The 15144-nt window shown below is 62.0% G+C and carries 16 protein-coding genes; 9 read left to right on the top strand and 7 right to left on the bottom strand.

Annotation, left to right across the window (positions count from 1 at the left end):
* Positions 1–131 precede the first annotated feature (131 nt).
* Positions 132–611, top strand: a complete 480-nt coding sequence (locus AC1RME_RS23805) for an NYN domain-containing protein (protein WP_096820814.1) — start codon at positions 132–134, stop codon at positions 609–611.
* A gap of 17 nt (positions 612–628) precedes the next feature.
* The gene (locus tag AC1RME_RS23800) at positions 629–1234 is read left to right on the top strand and encodes a 3'-5' exonuclease (RefSeq protein WP_096820815.1); all 606 of its coding nucleotides are present in this window, start codon (positions 629–631) and stop codon (positions 1232–1234) included.
* Here AC1RME_RS23800 and AC1RME_RS23795 read toward each other — a convergent pair whose 3' ends face one another.
* Entirely contained in the window at positions 1235–1687 is a 453-nt protein-coding gene (locus AC1RME_RS23795; RefSeq protein ID WP_039771800.1) for an Lrp/AsnC family transcriptional regulator, read from the bottom strand. It abuts the gene before it with no gap.
* A 163-nt stretch (positions 1688–1850) separates the two neighbouring features.
* Here AC1RME_RS23795 and yedA point away from each other — a divergent pair, with 163 nt between their 5' ends.
* Positions 1851–2801, top strand: coding sequence for a drug/metabolite exporter YedA (yedA, locus tag AC1RME_RS23790; RefSeq protein WP_096820816.1), 951 nt, complete (start codon positions 1851–1853; stop codon positions 2799–2801).
* Between the two features lie 53 nt (positions 2802–2854).
* Positions 2855–4192 carry an RNA helicase RhlE1 gene (gene rhlE1 / locus AC1RME_RS23785; RefSeq protein WP_096820817.1) on the top strand — a complete coding sequence of 446 codons (1338 nt, stop codon included), beginning with the start codon at positions 2855–2857 and terminating at the stop codon, positions 4190–4192.
* A gap of 38 nt (positions 4193–4230) precedes the next feature.
* On the opposite strand, the gene AC1RME_RS23780 is transcribed toward rhlE1, so the two are convergent.
* Both AC1RME_RS23780 and AC1RME_RS23775 read right to left on the bottom strand, forming a co-directional pair.
* The gene (locus tag AC1RME_RS23780) at positions 4231–5472 is read right to left on the bottom strand and encodes a TIGR03862 family flavoprotein (RefSeq protein WP_493091824.1); all 1242 of its coding nucleotides are present in this window, start codon (positions 5470–5472) and stop codon (positions 4231–4233) included.
* 175 nt (positions 5473–5647) lie between these two features.
* Positions 5648–6568 (bottom strand): histone deacetylase family protein, encoded by a 921-nt coding sequence (locus AC1RME_RS23775; protein ID WP_096820819.1) that lies wholly within the window; start codon positions 6566–6568, stop codon positions 5648–5650.
* Between the two features lie 83 nt (positions 6569–6651).
* Between AC1RME_RS23775 and AC1RME_RS23770 the strand changes: the two genes are divergently transcribed.
* From AC1RME_RS23770 to AC1RME_RS23760, 3 genes are all read left to right on the top strand, one after another.
* Complete coding sequence (locus tag AC1RME_RS23770; protein ID WP_493072985.1) at positions 6652–7221, top strand: GNAT family N-acetyltransferase; 570 nt, start codon at positions 6652–6654, stop codon at positions 7219–7221.
* Between the two features lie 105 nt (positions 7222–7326).
* On the top strand, positions 7327–8196 hold the full coding sequence (gene tesB, locus AC1RME_RS23765; protein WP_085712241.1) for an acyl-CoA thioesterase II: 870 nt from the start codon (positions 7327–7329) through the stop codon (positions 8194–8196).
* Positions 8193–8786 (top strand): HAD family hydrolase, encoded by a 594-nt coding sequence (locus AC1RME_RS23760; protein ID WP_493091823.1) that lies wholly within the window; start codon positions 8193–8195, stop codon positions 8784–8786. The genes tesB and AC1RME_RS23760 overlap by 4 nt, the downstream gene beginning before the upstream one ends.
* A 29-nt stretch (positions 8787–8815) precedes the next feature.
* Here the strand turns inward: AC1RME_RS23760 and AC1RME_RS23755 are convergent, their stop codons facing one another.
* The 3 genes from AC1RME_RS23755 to AC1RME_RS23745 all read right to left on the bottom strand — a co-directional run bounded on the left by AC1RME_RS23755 (position 8816) and on the right by AC1RME_RS23745 (position 11701).
* Positions 8816–9769 carry a S49 family peptidase domain-containing protein gene (locus AC1RME_RS23755; RefSeq protein WP_096820822.1) on the bottom strand — a complete coding sequence of 318 codons (954 nt, stop codon included), beginning with the start codon at positions 9767–9769 and terminating at the stop codon, positions 8816–8818.
* A complete protein-coding gene (gene ypfJ / locus AC1RME_RS23750; RefSeq protein WP_493091822.1) occupies positions 9770–10666 on the bottom strand; it encodes a KPN_02809 family neutral zinc metallopeptidase in 897 nt (298 codons plus the stop codon).
* A gap of 201 nt (positions 10667–10867) precedes the next feature.
* Positions 10868–11701 (bottom strand): aldo/keto reductase, encoded by an 834-nt coding sequence (locus AC1RME_RS23745; protein WP_273538851.1) that lies wholly within the window; start codon positions 11699–11701, stop codon positions 10868–10870.
* Between the two features lie 177 nt (positions 11702–11878).
* Between AC1RME_RS23745 and AC1RME_RS23740 the strand changes: the two genes are divergently transcribed.
* The gene (locus AC1RME_RS23740) at positions 11879–12655 is read left to right on the top strand and encodes an IclR family transcriptional regulator (protein ID WP_096820824.1); all 777 of its coding nucleotides are present in this window, start codon (positions 11879–11881) and stop codon (positions 12653–12655) included.
* 145 nt (positions 12656–12800) lie between these two features.
* Positions 12801–13679, top strand: a complete 879-nt coding sequence (locus tag AC1RME_RS23735) for a DMT family transporter (protein WP_096820825.1) — start codon at positions 12801–12803, stop codon at positions 13677–13679.
* A gap of 42 nt (positions 13680–13721) precedes the next feature.
* Here the strand turns inward: AC1RME_RS23735 and AC1RME_RS23730 are convergent, their stop codons facing one another.
* Positions 13722–15059, bottom strand: coding sequence for an MFS transporter (locus tag AC1RME_RS23730; RefSeq protein ID WP_096820826.1), 1338 nt, complete (start codon positions 15057–15059; stop codon positions 13722–13724).
* Positions 15060–15144 lie beyond the last annotated feature (85 nt).

Here is a 15144-nt window from a genome sequence, read left to right as displayed (position 1 = left end):
ATTCGTCCGGGGCGCCTGAGCGCCCCGGGCCGATTATTCGCGGAACCTTCCTTCGGGCTGGCATACTGAGCGCCTTTTTCGGGCCTGGTGCCTGATCCGGCTCATGCGCGTCAGCGCTCACAGGAACTCCGGTGAAAAAAATCGCAGTGTTCGCCGATGTGCAGAACCTCTACTACACCGTCCGCCAGGCCTATGGTTGCCACTTCAACTACGCGGCGCTGTGGGCGGATGTCAGCCAGCACGGGCAGATCGTCGAGGCTTATGCCTATGCGATCGACCGGGGCGACAGCAAACAGCAGCAGTTCCAGCAGATCCTGCGCAACCTCGGTTTCACCGTGAAACTCAAACCCTACATCCAGCGCAGCGACGGCTCGGCCAAGGGCGACTGGGACGTGGGCATCACCCTCGACATCATGGACGCCGCCGACCACGTCGACGAAATCGTCCTGGCCTCCGGTGATGGCGACTTCGACATGCTGCTCGAACGCATCATCAACAAACACGGCGTGCAAGCGGTGGCCTATGGCGTTCCCGGCCTGACCGCCAACTCGCTGATCCGCGCCGCCAGCCGTTATGTGCCGATTGAAGGCACGCTGTTGCTCAAGAATTGAACGGAGTTGAACCCGGTTTGGAACGCATTGCAGTCATCGACTTTGAAACCACCGGCATCTCGCCGAGCAGCAGCTGCCGGGCCACGGAAATCGCCGTGGTCATGCTGGAAAACGGCCGCATCGTCGAGCGTTACCAGAGCCTGATGAATGCCGGCGTACGCGTCCCGGCCTTCATCGAACAACTCACCGGCATCAGCAACGCCATGCTGCGCACCGCGCCCTCGGCCGAGCAAGTGATGAACGAAGTCAACGAATTCGTCGGCTGCACGCCCCTGCTGGCGCACAACGCCGCGTTCGACCAGAAGTTCTGGGACTTCGAACTGGGCCGGATCAAACGCACCCGCCTGCAGAACTTTGCCTGTTCGCTGCTGCTGGCCCGTCGCCTGATGCCGGCGGCGCCGAACCACAAGCTCGGCACGCTCACGACCTTCGCCCAACTGCCGCATACCGGCCAGGCCCACCGGGCGATGGCGGATGCGGAGATGGCGGCGAACCTGCTGGCGCATCTGGCGGATGAGTTGCGGTGCAAGCATGGGGTGCGGGAGTTGTCTCATGACCTGCTTTGCAAGTTGCAGAAAGTGCCGGCGGCGAAGGTTCGGGAGCATCTTCAGCGATTTCGCTGATTATTTGCCGTTGCCCTCGATATGACCGAGCGGCACCCGCTTCTCTATCGCACTCGACAACACGATCGACGTCTTGCTGAACCCGAATTTCGCCACCCGGTTGATCAGCTCTTCCAGCTCGGTCATCGAGCCCACGGCGGCCTGCATGATCACGCACGGGTCGCCGGTGACGCGGTGGCATTCGGTGAGTTGCGGAATTCTGATCAGTTCGTCGTACACCTTCGGGTTGCCGTGCTGGTTCAGGCGCAGTTCGATGACGCACTGGATCGGCAGGCCGAGCTTGGCCATGTCGACCTTGGCCGAGTAGCCGGTGATGACGCCGCTGGCCTCCAGTTTGGCCACGCGCTCGGCGACGGCGGGGGCGGAGAGGTTCACTTTGCGGGCGAGATCGGCGTAGGACGCGCGACCGTTTTCGAGCAGGGCGCTGAGCAGCATGCGGTCGTATTTGTCCAAGGTCGGACTCCTGAAAATGCCAGACTTTCGAAATCGCGGTTTTGGCCGTCGATCTCCGTGTTTTCAAAAGTGTACCGGCGCTATAAACAGGTTTTGTAACTTATTTTTAGCGGTTGGCCTTTCTAGAATAACCAGTCTCCCTGCCTTGATGTCGAGTCGTCTCATGTCTGCCGTGCGCCGTTTTTCCTTGCCGCTGATCGCCGCGTTTTTTGCGTTGTACGTGATTTGGGGATCGACCTATCTGGTGATCCGCATCGGCGTCGAATACTGGCCGCCGCTGATGCTAGGCGGCGTGCGCTTCGTGATCGCCGGCAGCCTGATGTACGCGTTCCTGCGCTGGCGCGGGGCACCGGCGCCGACCTGGGCGCAGTGGAAAGCGGCGGGGATCATCGGGATTCTGTTGCTCAGTTTCGGCAACGGTGCGGTGACCCTGGCCGAACACAGCGGTGTGGCGTCGGGTGTTGCCGCACTGGCAGTGGCGACGGTGCCGCTGTTTACCTTGCTCTGCGGTTATTTCTGGGGCGCTCGCAACACGCGTCTGGAATGGGCCGGGGTGGCGATGGGGATTATCGGCATCGCGATGCTCAACATGGGCTCCAATCTGCAATCGAGCCCGCTGGGCGCGGCGTTGCTGATTTTCGCGGCGGCGAGCTGGGCGTTCGGTTCGGTGTGGAGCAAGCACCTGCCGTTGCCCCAGGGCGCAATGGCCAGTGCCGTGGAAATGCTGGTGGGCGGCGTGGTGTTGTTGATCGGCAGCGCGGCGAGCGGTGAGCACCTGCAGGCCATGCCGCCACTGGAAGGCTGGCTGGCGCTGGCGTACCTGATCTTCTTCGGCTCGATCATCGCTTTCAACGCCTACATGTATCTGTTGAAAAACGTCCGCCCGGCGGCGGCCACCAGTTATGCCTATGTGAACCCGGCGGTGGCGGTGTTGCTGGGGATCGTGTTTGTCGGCGAGACCATCGGCATCGAAGAGGCGCTGGCGATGCTGGTGATCATCGGCGCGGTGGTGCTGATCGGTCTGCCGCAGTGGCGCCGCCCACGGCAGCTGCCGGTGGTCACCGAGCCGGCTGCCGCAACGAAGGCCATAGCGACGGAGCAGCGTGCGAATTAGGGTAAACTGCGCGCCATCGCACACTTTGCTCTGATTTTTCCTACGGTACTCCCATGACTTTCGCCACCCTTGGCCTGATCGAACCCTTGCTGCGCTCCCTCGAGAAGCTCGGCTACCAGACCCCGACGCCGGTGCAGGCGCAAGCCATTCCGGCCGTGCTGGCCGGTCGCGACCTGATGGCCGCGGCCCAGACCGGCACCGGCAAGACTGCCGGTTTCGCCTTGCCGCTGTTGCAGCTGCTGAGCATGGAAGGGCCGAAAGTCGCTGCCAACTCGGTTCGTGCATTGATCCTGGTACCGACCCGCGAGTTGGCCGAGCAAGTCCACGAAGCCGTGCGCCAGTACGCCGAAAACCTGCCGTTGCGCACTTACGCGGTGTACGGCGGCGTCAGCATCAACCCGCAGATGATGAAGCTGCGCGGCGGCGTTGATCTGCTGGTGGCAACCCCGGGCCGTTTGCTCGACCTGTTCCGCCAGAAGGCGCTGAAATTCAATCAGCTGCAAACCCTGGTGCTGGACGAAGCCGACCGCATGCTCGACCTGGGCTTTTCCGAGGAGCTGGCGAACATTTACCGCGCGCTGCCGAAGAAACGTCAGACGCTGCTGTTCTCCGCGACCTTCTCCGATGACATCCGCCTGCTGGCCGGGCAGATGCTCAACGATCCGCTGAGCATCGAAGTCAGCCCGCGCAACGTGGCCGCCAACACCGTCAAGCAATGGGTAGTGACGGTGGACAAGAAGCGCAAGCCGGAACTGTTCGTGCACCTGATGCGCAAGAACAAGTGGAAGCAGGTGCTGGTGTTCGCCAAGACCCGTAATGGTGTGGACGCGCTGGTCGAGAAGCTCCAGGGCCTGGGCGTGAATGCCGACGGCATCCACGGCGACAAGCCGCAAGCGACTCGGCAGCGGGCGCTGGACCGTTTCAAAATGAGCGAAGTGCAGATTCTGGTGGCCACCGACGTCGCCGCCCGTGGTCTGGATATCGAAGACCTGCCGTTGGTGGTCAACTTTGATCTGCCGATCGTTGCCGAGGATTACATCCACCGTATCGGCCGGACTGGCCGCGCAGGTGCGACCGGTGAGGCGATTTCGTTGGTGTGTGCCGATGAAGTGAACATGTTGTCGGCGATTGAAATGCTGACCCGCAGCACGTTGAAGCGCGAGATTGAGCCGGACTTCGTGCCGGAGCACCGTGTGCCAGACACCGATGCCAGTGGCCAGGTGATCAAGAAGCCGAAGAAACCGAAAAAGCCCAAGGCTTCCGGTGGCGGCGGCAAGCGTAATCTGGGCAAGTGGGTGGACAGCGGGGATACCCCGGCGCCGGAGGTGGCGATCAAGCCTGTGCGCAAGGTGCCGGTGTTCAATACCGGGCCGCGCAAGCGTAAGCCTTAAGCATTAGATTGGGTCGTTCCCGTGCAATGCGGGAACGATCAGTTGCGCTGTTTCAACCAGTCCAGCATTCCAGCTCCGGCCGCCCGGCCACTGGCAAAACACGCCGTCAGCAAATACCCTCCGGTCGGCGCCTCCCAATCCAGCATTTCCCCCGCACAGAACACCCCCGGCAACGCCTTGAGCATCAGCCGCTCATCCATCGCCTCGAACGTCACGCCACCGGCACTGCTGATCGCTTCGTCCAGCGGACGGGTTTTCACCAAGGTCAGCGGCAAGGCCTTGATCGCCCGGGCCAGCCGCGCCGGATCGGCAAAGGTTGCGGCGTCAGTGAGTTCACGCAGCAACGCCGCTTTCACCCCATCAATCCCGACCTGACTGTGCAGATGCTTGGCCATCGAGCGCGAACCCCGTGGTTTGCTCAATGCCGCCTGCAATTTATCCACAGGTCGGCCGGGGAGCAGGTCGATGTGTACAGTCGCGGCACCGTGCACATTGATCGCCTCGCGAATCGGCGCCGACAACGCGTAGATCAAACTGCCCTCGATGCCGGTCGCGGTAATCACGCATTCACCCAGGCGCGGAACATCGTCGTTCAAACCGATGGCGATATTTTTCAGCGGCGCGCCGGCGAATTTGCTGACTATCACTTCGCTCCAGGTCTGCACCTCGAAGCCGCAATTGCTCGGCTGCAACGGCGCCAGTCCTACGCCGCGCTGCTCCAGCGGCAGCATCCACGCGCCGTCGGAACCCAGCCGCGACCAACTGCCGCCGCCGAGGGCCAGCAGGGTGGCGTCGGGATTCAGGGTTTTCTCGCCTTCCGGGCTGTCGATGCGCAACGCACCCTTTTCATCCCAGCCGAGCCAGCGGTGGCGGGTGTGGATAACCACGCCGCTGTCGCGCAGGCGCTTGAGCCAGGCACGGAGCAACGGCGCGGCTTTCATGTCGGTGGGGAATACCCGGCCGGAGCTGCCGATGAAGGTTTCAATGCCCAGTTCGTGAATCCATCGGCACAGTGCATCGGCGTCGAACGCGCGCAGCAACGGGGCGATGTTCGGGGCGCGTTCGGCGTAGCGCGAGAGGAACGCCGGGTAGGCTTCGGAATGGGTGATGTTCATGCCGCCGACCCCGGCCAGCAGGAACTTGCGGCCCACCGAGGGCATGCCGTCGTACAAATCGACGCGGACTCCGGCCTGGCTCAGCACTTCGGCGGCCATCAGGCCGGCGGGGCCACCGCCGATGATGGCGACGTGAGCGGGAAGGGCGGCGGAAGTCTGAGTCATGGCAGCGGCAATAGCGTGGCGGAATAAGCCGCGCATTCTAGCAGCAGCGGCCATTGTCAGGCCTGATCAAAAAACAACCAGCTTGCTGCAGGCTATGTTCAGCGTGGGCTGTAGTCCGTTTCGCTCAGGTTATCCACAGGCCGTTCCACAGCCATTGTGGGTAACGCAGCACAACTCAATGACAACCCGATGACTGCCAGACGCGTTGCGCACTGTGATGAAGGATGCCGTGACGGCGGGCCAAGGCCTGGCGATCCTTGCTGTAACCGCCGCCGATCACCCCAACCACCGGGATGTCGCGGCCCAGGCAGTGGCGCATCACGCTTTCGTCGCGGGCGGCTACGCCTTCGTCAGTCAGTTGCAGAAAACCGAGGGCGTCGTCCTTGTGCACGTCGACACCGGCGTCGTACAGCACCAGATCCGGTTGATACAGCGGCAGCAGGTAGTTGAGCGCATCGTCGACCACTTTCAGGTAATCGGTATCGCCCATGCCGTTGGGCAGCGGAATGTCCCAGTCGCTTTCGGCCTTGCGTGCAGGAAAGTTCTTTTCGCAGTGCAGGGAAACGGTGATCGCTTCCGGGGTGTTGTGCAGAATCCGTGCAGTGCCGTCGCCCTGATGCACGTCGCAATCGAAGATCAGCACCCGGTTCACCCGGCCGCTTTGCAGCAGGTAGTGGCTGATGATCGCCAGGTCATTGAAGATGCAGAACCCGGCGGGGTAGTCGTAGTGGGCGTGATGGGTGCCACCGGCGAGGTGACAGGCCAGACCATGTTCCAGCGCTTTTTCCGCTGCCAGAATCGAACCGCCGACGGCCCGCACCGTGCGCCGGGCCAGTGCTTCGTTCCATGGCAGGCCGAGACGCCGCTGGTCTTCACGGGACAACTCGCCACTCATGTAGCGTTCGATATAACCGCGGTCATGGGCCAGGGCGAGGATGTCGGCAGGGCACAGTTCAGGGCGCAGCAGGTCTTCGTCGCGGGTCAGACCGCTGTCCACCAGGTGATCGCGCAGCAGGCGGAACTTGTCCATGGGAAAGCGGTGATCCGCCGGAAACTCGGGGCTGTAGTCTTCGTGGTAGATCAACGGCAATGGCATGGCGGACTATTCATAAAGGCTGTAGGAAAGAGTGCAAAGCCTACCAGCGATGTAGACTTGCGGCATGGAAACGGAGGGGCACGATGGAGCCGATACTTGAGCTGGAAAGCGCGAGACTGCTGATGCGTCAGTGGCAGGACGCGGATTTGCCGGCATTTGCGGCGATGTGCGCCGATCCGCAGGTGATGCGCTACTTTCCTGCCCCCTTGAGTCGGCTGGAAAGCGCCGCGTTGATCGGCCGTGTACGCGGTCATTTCGCCGAGCATGGTTACGGTCTGTGGGCGCTGGAGCGCAAGGACACCGGCGAATTCATCGGTTTTACCGGGCTCGGCGTGGTCGGTTTCGACGCGCCGTTCACCCCGGCGGTGGAAATCGGCTGGCGCCTGGCGAAAGAACACTGGGGCCTGGGTTATGCCAGCGAGGCGGCGTGGACCGCGCTGCGCTGTGGCTTTGACCGGTTGGCCCTGAAGGAAATTGTGGCGTTCACTGCGCAGAGCAATCTGCCGTCGGAAAAAGTCATGCAGGCCATCGGCATGCATCACGACCCGGCCCATGATTTCGATCACCCGAAAGTGGCTGTCGATCACCCGTTGCGTCGACATCTGTTGTACCGCATCACCAGGGAGCAATGGCTGCAGACCCTGCATGGCTAAGCCGACACGGACGTTTACAATGGCGCGATCATGGCTCGCGCCAGAACCTGAATTGGCCGCCGCAGCCAAGACTGCGCGGCATAGCGTTGTGTGAGGAGAGTCTGAATGAGCCAAGTGTTGGAAGATCTGGTGGATCTGCTGACCCTCGAACCGATCGAGGAAAACCTGTTCCGTGGTCGCAGTCAGGATCTGGGCTTTCGCCAGTTGTTCGGCGGCCAGGTGCTCGGCCAGTCGCTGTCGGCGGCCAGTCAGACCGTTGAAGAAACGCGTCATGTGCATTCGATGCACGGTTATTTCCTGCGCCCGGGCGATGCCAAGTTGCCGGTGGTCTACTCGGTGGATCGCGTGCGTGACGGCGGCAGTTTCAGCACCCGCCGCGTGACCGCGATCCAGAAGGGCCACCCGATTTTCACTTGCAGCGCTTCGTTCCAGTACGACGAAGAAGGCTTCGAACACCAGAGCCAGATGCCGCAAGTGGTCGGCCCGGAAAACCTGCCGTCGGAGCTGGAACTGACCCAGCAACGCGCGCACCTGATCCCGGAACACATGCGTGAAAAGCTGCTGTGCCCGAAGCCGATCGAGGTGCGCCCGGTCACTGAAAAAGACCCGTACAACCCGCAGCCGGCGGATCCGATCAAGTACGTGTGGTTCCGTGCCGACGGTGCGTTGGCCGACATTCCGGCACTGCACAAATACCTGCTGGCCTACGCCTCGGACTTCGGTCTGCTGACCACGTCGATGCTGCCGCACGGCAAATCGGTCTGGCAGAAAGACATGCAGGTCGCCAGTCTCGACCACGCCTTGTGGTTCCACAACGATCTACGCGCCGATGACTGGTTGCTCTACGCCATGGACAGCCCGTGGGCCGGCAATTCCCGCGGCTTCTCCCGTGGCAGCGTGTTCAACCGCGCCGGGCAACTGGTGGCGTCGGTGACTCAGGAAGGCCTGATCCGTCATCGCAAGGATTGGGCATGAGTCTGGCGGATGTGCGGCACTGGGTGTTCGACATGGACGGCACCCTGACCGTCGCCGTGCACGACTTTGCGGCGATTCGCGTGGCACTGGCGATCCCGCCGGAGGACGACATCCTTACCCACCTCGCGGCGTTACCCGCCGAAGAAGCGGCGGCGAAACATGCGTGGCTGCTGGAGCATGAGCGCGATCTGGCGCTCGGCTCGACCCCGGCGGTCGGTGCGGTGGAGCTGGTGCGCGATCTGCACGCGCGGGGCTACCGCCTCGGCATCCTGACCCGCAATGCGCGGGAGCTGGCCCATGTGACGCTGGAGGCCATCGGCCTGGCGGACTGCTTTGCGGTGGACGATGTACTGGGCCGCGATGAAGCGCCGCCGAAACCGCACCCGGGCGGTTTGCTGAAACTGGCCAAGGCCTGGCAAGTGCCGGCGAGCGAGATGGTGATGGTCGGCGATTACCGCTTCGACCTCGACTGCGGTCGGGCAGCGGGCACCCACACGGTGCTGGTGAACCTGCCGGATAATCCGTGGCCGGAGCTGACCGACTGGCATGCGAAGGATTGTGTGGAATTGCGGCGGATGTTGTCCGCTTGAAAAAAAACGGGGGCTTCGGCCCCCGTTTTTTATTGGTCGAATATCGCTTTCTGGCCTTCCGGCGATGTCAGCATGCCGTCGCCGTTATGTCCGACGCCGGGCACTTCCACCAGCCGCTGATTCACCCCTTCCGGATGCCGACGCAGCAGATAGCTGAAGAACATTTTTCCGCGCATCAGGCGATAGGCGCCTTGCGCTTCGGCGGCGCAGCTCTTGTCCAGCGCCGGGTGTTGCGGGTCGGTGTCCTGCTGGCCGAGCAGATAAATCACCTCGCGTTTGACGTAACTGCCTTCAAGCTGCGCAGGCGTTTGCCCACCGGAGTAGATCGGCGGATCCACCAGACCGTACTTCCAGCGATTGAAACCCGGGCACTGCGCGTGATCGAACGCCACCGGCCGTTGTTCATTGAAGTAGGCGTACGAGGACGGGTTGGCCACCACATAACGCAAGCGAATGCCTTCGGCCTTGAGCGCCGGCTGTTCGCGGGCCAGCAGGGCATAGCGCTGCACCACCTGACCACCGCCGGAGTGGCCGAAGATCACGATCTGCTTCACGTCCGGAAACTGCTTGCGATCACTGAGCCGGCCAATGATTTCGTCGAGGGCGGCATAGGAGCTGAGCGCGTTTGGCCCTGTGGATAACCCGCCGCCCATCCACTCATTGCCTTTCCAGCGCAGGACGCTGGCGGGCAACGAGTAGAGAGCGACATCGCTTTCGTTGAGAAACTGCGGGGCGATCACCAGGGTGTTGGCGGTTTGCCCGGCCAGTTCGGCGGCGCTCTCGCCACTTTTGCGATAGGTCTCGGCGTTGCGCAGCTTGCCATGAATGACGATCAGCACCCGCTCGATTTTCGCTGGCGCCGGGCCGATGCCCACCGCCATTTCGCCGGCCTGCAACTGCAGACGTCCGGGGCTGATCGCGTCGACGCCGGCCGCTTGTGCGGTGCCGCCGATGAACAGTAAAGCCAACAGCCATTTATGCATTTACAGGTTTTTCGCCGCAAAGGTATCGCACTGGCCGACCTGGCCCTGGGCGAATCCGGTTTTGAACCAGCGCACCCTTTGCGCCGACGTACCGTGGGTAAACGAGTCCGGCACCACACGGCCCTGACCCTGTTGTTGCAGGCGATCATCACCGATGGCGTTCGCCGCGTTCAAGGCCTCTTCGATATCGCCCGGTTCCAGCCAGTTCAGACGCTTCTGCGCGTTGTAGGCCCAGACCCCGGCCAGGCAATCGGCTTGCAGTTCCTGGCGCACCAGCAGACCGCCGTCACCTTCCATCTGGCGACCTTGCTGGCGGGCGGCCTGGATTTTCGCCGAGACGCCCAGCAGCGTCTGCACATGGTGTCCGACTTCGTGAGCGATCACGTAGGCCTGGGCAAAGTCGCCGGCCGCCTTGAAGCGTTGGGACATTTCCTGGAAGAACGCCATGTCCAGATAGACCTTCTGGTCCGCCGGGCAATAGAACGGGCCGGTGGCCGAGGTGGCCATGCCGCAGGCCGAATTGACCCGGTTGCTGAACAGCACCAGGGTCGGATCCTTATATTGGCGGCCGGCCTGCTGGAAGATCGCGCCCCAGGTGTCCTCGGTGTCGCCGAGGATCGAACGCACAAATTCAGCCTGTTCATCGTTGGCCGGCGGTGCCTGACGGGTTTGCGAAGTCGGTGCGGCTTGCTGTGTGCCTTGGCCGGTGAGTTGGCCGAGAATCTGTAGCGGGTCCTGCCCGGTGATCCAGCCGATACCGACGATCAACAGGATCGCCCCGAGGCTCAGGCCTTTGCCGCCACCGAAGCGCATGCCTCCACCGCCACCGCCACCGCCCATGTCATCGCCACGGGCATCGACGACGTTGTCACTGCGTCGACCTTTTCTCCATAGCATGTGGGAATCCTCGTCTGTTCAGGTGGAAAGTGTGTGGTGATGAGTGTTGCTGGTGTGTGAGTGTGGCGCCAGTCCGGTCGTCCGTCCATTCGCACACAGACAAACAGGCCCGACCTCGCGTGACGAGGTCGGGCCTGTTATTGACGAGCACGGGCGCCGGGAATTCAATCCGCCGGCGAATTTCTTTCGCCGGGTCAGGTGTCAGCGGTCGAAGGCGTCCCACACCGGCGCGAAGTCCGGGCTGACCTGACGTTCGCGTTTGGACAACGCGGCGATCAGCGCACGATCGTCATCGTCCAGTTCGACCTTCAGTGACGCCAGGTTGGCCAGTTGATTGGCCCGGCTGCTGGCCTTGGGAATCGCTGCGACATTGTCCTGATCCAGCAACCACTTCAGCGCGACCTGAGTCGGCAGCACACCATGTTTTTCGGCGATCTGCTGAATCTGCGCAATATCCGAGACTTTGTTACGCGCCAATGGCGTGTAGGCCGTCAGCGCCAGATCGTGTTGACGGGCGTAGTCGAGCAGGGCGTTTTGTCCGAGCAGGACGTGGTACTCGACCTGAATGGCTGACAGAGGAATGCCGTATTCCTCGACGGCTGTGCGCAGCAACGGCAGCGGAAAATTCGCCACGCCGATATTGCGAGCCAGACCTTGCTCTTTGAACGACGCGAGGGTCTCAAGAGTGCGCGGCAAGTCCCAGTCAGTAGTCGGCCAATGGATCATGAACAGGTCGACGTACTCGCTGCGCAAGGCCTTGAGGCTGCGATCCAGCGAGTGACGCATGGCATCCGGTTGCAACTGGTCCCACCAGACCTTGGTGGTGACGTGGATCTGTTCGCGGGGTGTCGGTGTATTCGCCAGTGCCTGTCCGACCGCGTCTTCGTTGTTGTAGGCCGCTGCCGTGTCGATGTGCCGGTAACCGAGCTCCAGCGCTTGCTCCACGGCGCGGGTGCATTCGTCGCCGAGCATCGGCCAGGTGCCGAGGCCGAGTTTGGGCAGGTTCAGTCCTTGTCTGTTGACGATGTGCTGCATGGTCGGCGCTTCCTGCATTGATGGGGTTTCAGAATGGGATTGCGAAAACTAAACAACGCCAGCCAGTAGGGGCAACTCGTCAGCCGAGAAAGAGGGCGATTATCGAGCGGTCGGTTCCAGATTTCGCAATCTCTGATATGTATTTTAGAATCGGCAAAATTTCACTGAGATCGCACCATGGCCGGCAGTCAGATCGAACGGGTTTTCAGCGTACTGGAGAGCCTCACCCACGAGCCGCGCGGACTGCCGCTGCAAACCCTCGCCGAACAAATCGACATTCCGAAAAGTGCGACACATCGCTTGCTCGCCGAATTGTCCCGGCTGGGCTATGTCCGGCAGAACCCGGAAACCCTGCGTTATCACTTGTCGACCAAATTGGTGGCGATGGGTTTTCGTTACCTGTCGAGCAGCGGCGCCGACATCGTGCAGCCGGTGCTTGATCGACTGGCGCAGGAAACCGGCGAGCTGGTACGACTGGGCGTCACCGACGGCGAGCGCCAGACCTGGATCGCCAAGTCACAGGGCGCGCGCAGCGGATTGCGCTACGACCCGGACATGGGCCGCGATGCGCCGCTGTTCTACACCGCGTCCGGCCATGCGTGGCTGGCGAGCATGAGTGATGCCGAGGCCTTGTCGCGGGTTGAACGTCAGGCCGCCGAAATGCCGGCGGATATCGGCCCGAATGCACCACGAACCAACATTGAATTGCTCGAGCATCTGCGCGTGGCACGGGAGCAGGGTTACGCCTGTGTCGAAGAGAGTTCGGCGGTGGGCACATCGGCCATTGCCGCCGTGGTGCGGCATCCGGCGGATGGCCGAGTGATCGGGGTATTGAGCATTGCCGGACCGAGTGCGCGGATGCCGGGGGCGAGGTTGCATGAACTGGCGCCGCTGTTGTTGAGGTTTACCGAGGAGTTGTCGGCGGCGAGCCTGGCTTCGGAGCTGTTCGTCTAGCCGCGCAACGGAAGACGGGATCGGGTTGTCTGTAAAGCTGTGCGTTGATCGCACAGAATTTGGCTTGAAGGGTGTGAGAATTTGGAACCTGGTTCTAAATTATCGCTGGAGGCTTTTTCCTCATTTTGATTTCTAGAGATAGCCAATGACCGTCAGCACTCCGCTTTCCGGCGTCAACCAACCCTTCAAGGGGATCTTGCTGATTGTCGTGGCGACGTTCCTGTTCTCCAGCCACGATGCGCTGTCGAAATACCTCTCGGGTTTTTATCCGATCATCATGGTGGTGTGGGCGCGGTATCTGGTGCACACGCTGCTGATGGCGGGGATTTTTCTGCCGCAGTCCGGGTTGCGTGTTTTGCGCACCAAACGCCCGTTGTGGCAGTTGGCGCGGGCGTTGTGCCTGCTGGGCACCAGCCTGTTTTTCACTACGGCGCTGCTGTACATCCCGCTGGCCGAGGCCACAGCGGTCAACTTTCTTGCACCAGTGCTGGTGACGGCGCTGTCGGTGCCGTTGCTCAAGGAGCGGGTGACGCGGGGCCAGTGGATCGCGGTGATCTGCGGGTTTATCGGCGTGCTGATCATCGTCCACCCCGGTGGTGAATTATTCACCCCGGCGATTCTGTTGCCGTTCTGCTCGGCGCTGTTTTTCTGCTTCTATCAATTGCTCACCCGCAAGCTCAGCGAGATCGACAGCCCGACCACCAGCAACTTTTTCGCCGGGTTGTGCAACACGCTGGTGATGAGTGCGCTGGTGCCGTTCTTCTGGCAGGTGCCGAGCCTTGGGCACGCTTTCTTGATGCTGGCGCTGGGCACGTGCGGGATGACGGCGCACCTGTTTCTGACCCAGGCGTTTCGCCATGCCGCGCCAGCGTTGCTGGCGCCTTTCGGCTATTGCCAGATCGTGTTTGCGGGGTTGCTGGGCTGGCTGCTGTTTGCCCACACGCCGACCCTGATGACGGTGATCGGGATCGCGGTGATCTGTTGCAGCGGACTGGCGGCAGCGTGGCAGCAGAGCCGTCGCTGAAGACGTGACCGGCCTGAAATCAGGCCGGTCGGTGCAGGAAGGTTATTCGGTAACGGTAGGAATTTTGCGCGGTGCCATGAAGTACATCCAGGTCAGTGCGATGAAGTACATCGCCGGAATCAGGGTGAACAGCACGGTGTAGTTGTTGTTGGTGACGGTGAGGATGTGGCCGACGATCTGGGTCATGAACATCCCGCCGATCGCCGCGCACATGCCGCCGAAACCGAACACCGTACTCATCATGTGCTTGGGCGTGTAGTCCATCACCAGGCTCCAGATGTTCGCGGTCCAGGCCTGGTGCGCGCCGATGGCCAGGGAGATGGCAGCCACCGCAACCCACAGGTTGGCGGAACCGGCCGCCATGACCACACCGATGATGCAGCAGGCGAACAGGAACATCGACAGCAGCCGTGCCTTGATCGAATTCATGCCGCGACCGATCAGGAACGAAGACAGAATCCCGCCGCCCACGCTGCCGAAGTCGGCGGTGACGTAGATGATGATCAGCGGAATGCCCATCTGGGTGACGTTGATGCCCAGGTTGTATTGCTGATTGAGAAACGGCGGCAGCCAGTACAGGTAGAACCAGAACACCGGCGCAGTCAGCGAGTAGGCGAGGGCGAAGGCCCAGGTGCCGCGCATGCGCAGGATTCGCGAGAACGGTACGCGGGCCTGTTCCGGTTCGACTTCTTTCTGGATGTAGTCCAGCTCCGACTGTTTCACGCTCGGGTGATCTTCCGGGTTGAAATACTTCAGGCCCCAGAACAGCAACCAGATCCCGCCCAGTGCCGACATGCACAGGAACGCGGCCTGCCAGCCCCACACATGAAGAATCAGTGGCAGCAGCATCGGAGTGAACATCGCGCCGACGTTGGTGCCGGCGTTGAAGATGCCAGTGGCGACAGCACGTTCGCCGGCCGGGAACCACAGGCGCGTGGTTTTCACACAGGCCGGATAGTTGGCCGCTTCGGTCAGGCCGAGGATGAACCGGCAGACCATGAAGCCCACCGCCGAGGTCGCCAGACCATGGGCGCCGGTGGCCAGGCTCCAGAGCAGCACGGCGCAGAAGAACACGCGTTTGACGCCGACCCGGTCGATCAGCCGTCCTTGCAGCACGAAGCCGATCGCGTAGCCGACCTGAAACCAGAAGTTGATGTTGGCGTAGTCCATCGCCGTCCAGCTCATTTCCTTGGCGAGGATGGGCTGCATGACGCCGAGGGCCGCACGGTCGATGTAATTGAGGGTGGTGGCGAAAAACACCAGCGCCAGCATGCCCCAACGGGTCTTGCCGACGGCCATGGCGCCGCGGATCTTGTCGCCGATGCCACCCGTGGCAGTGCTCATGGCCGGGGCCATGCGGGAAGTCTGTGAAGGAATCATGTGTTCCACCCGTTTTTGGATTTGTTATTTGGTGTGCTTTTTTTGTGCACGCTGCGACCGGTGGTTCAGATCCGGACTCAAGGTG

The organism is Pseudomonas sp. GW822-FHT03F08, assembly GCF_058801265.1.
The sequence above is the reverse complement of the archived record's forward strand: the minus strand, read 5'-3'. Positions and strand labels throughout refer to the sequence as shown.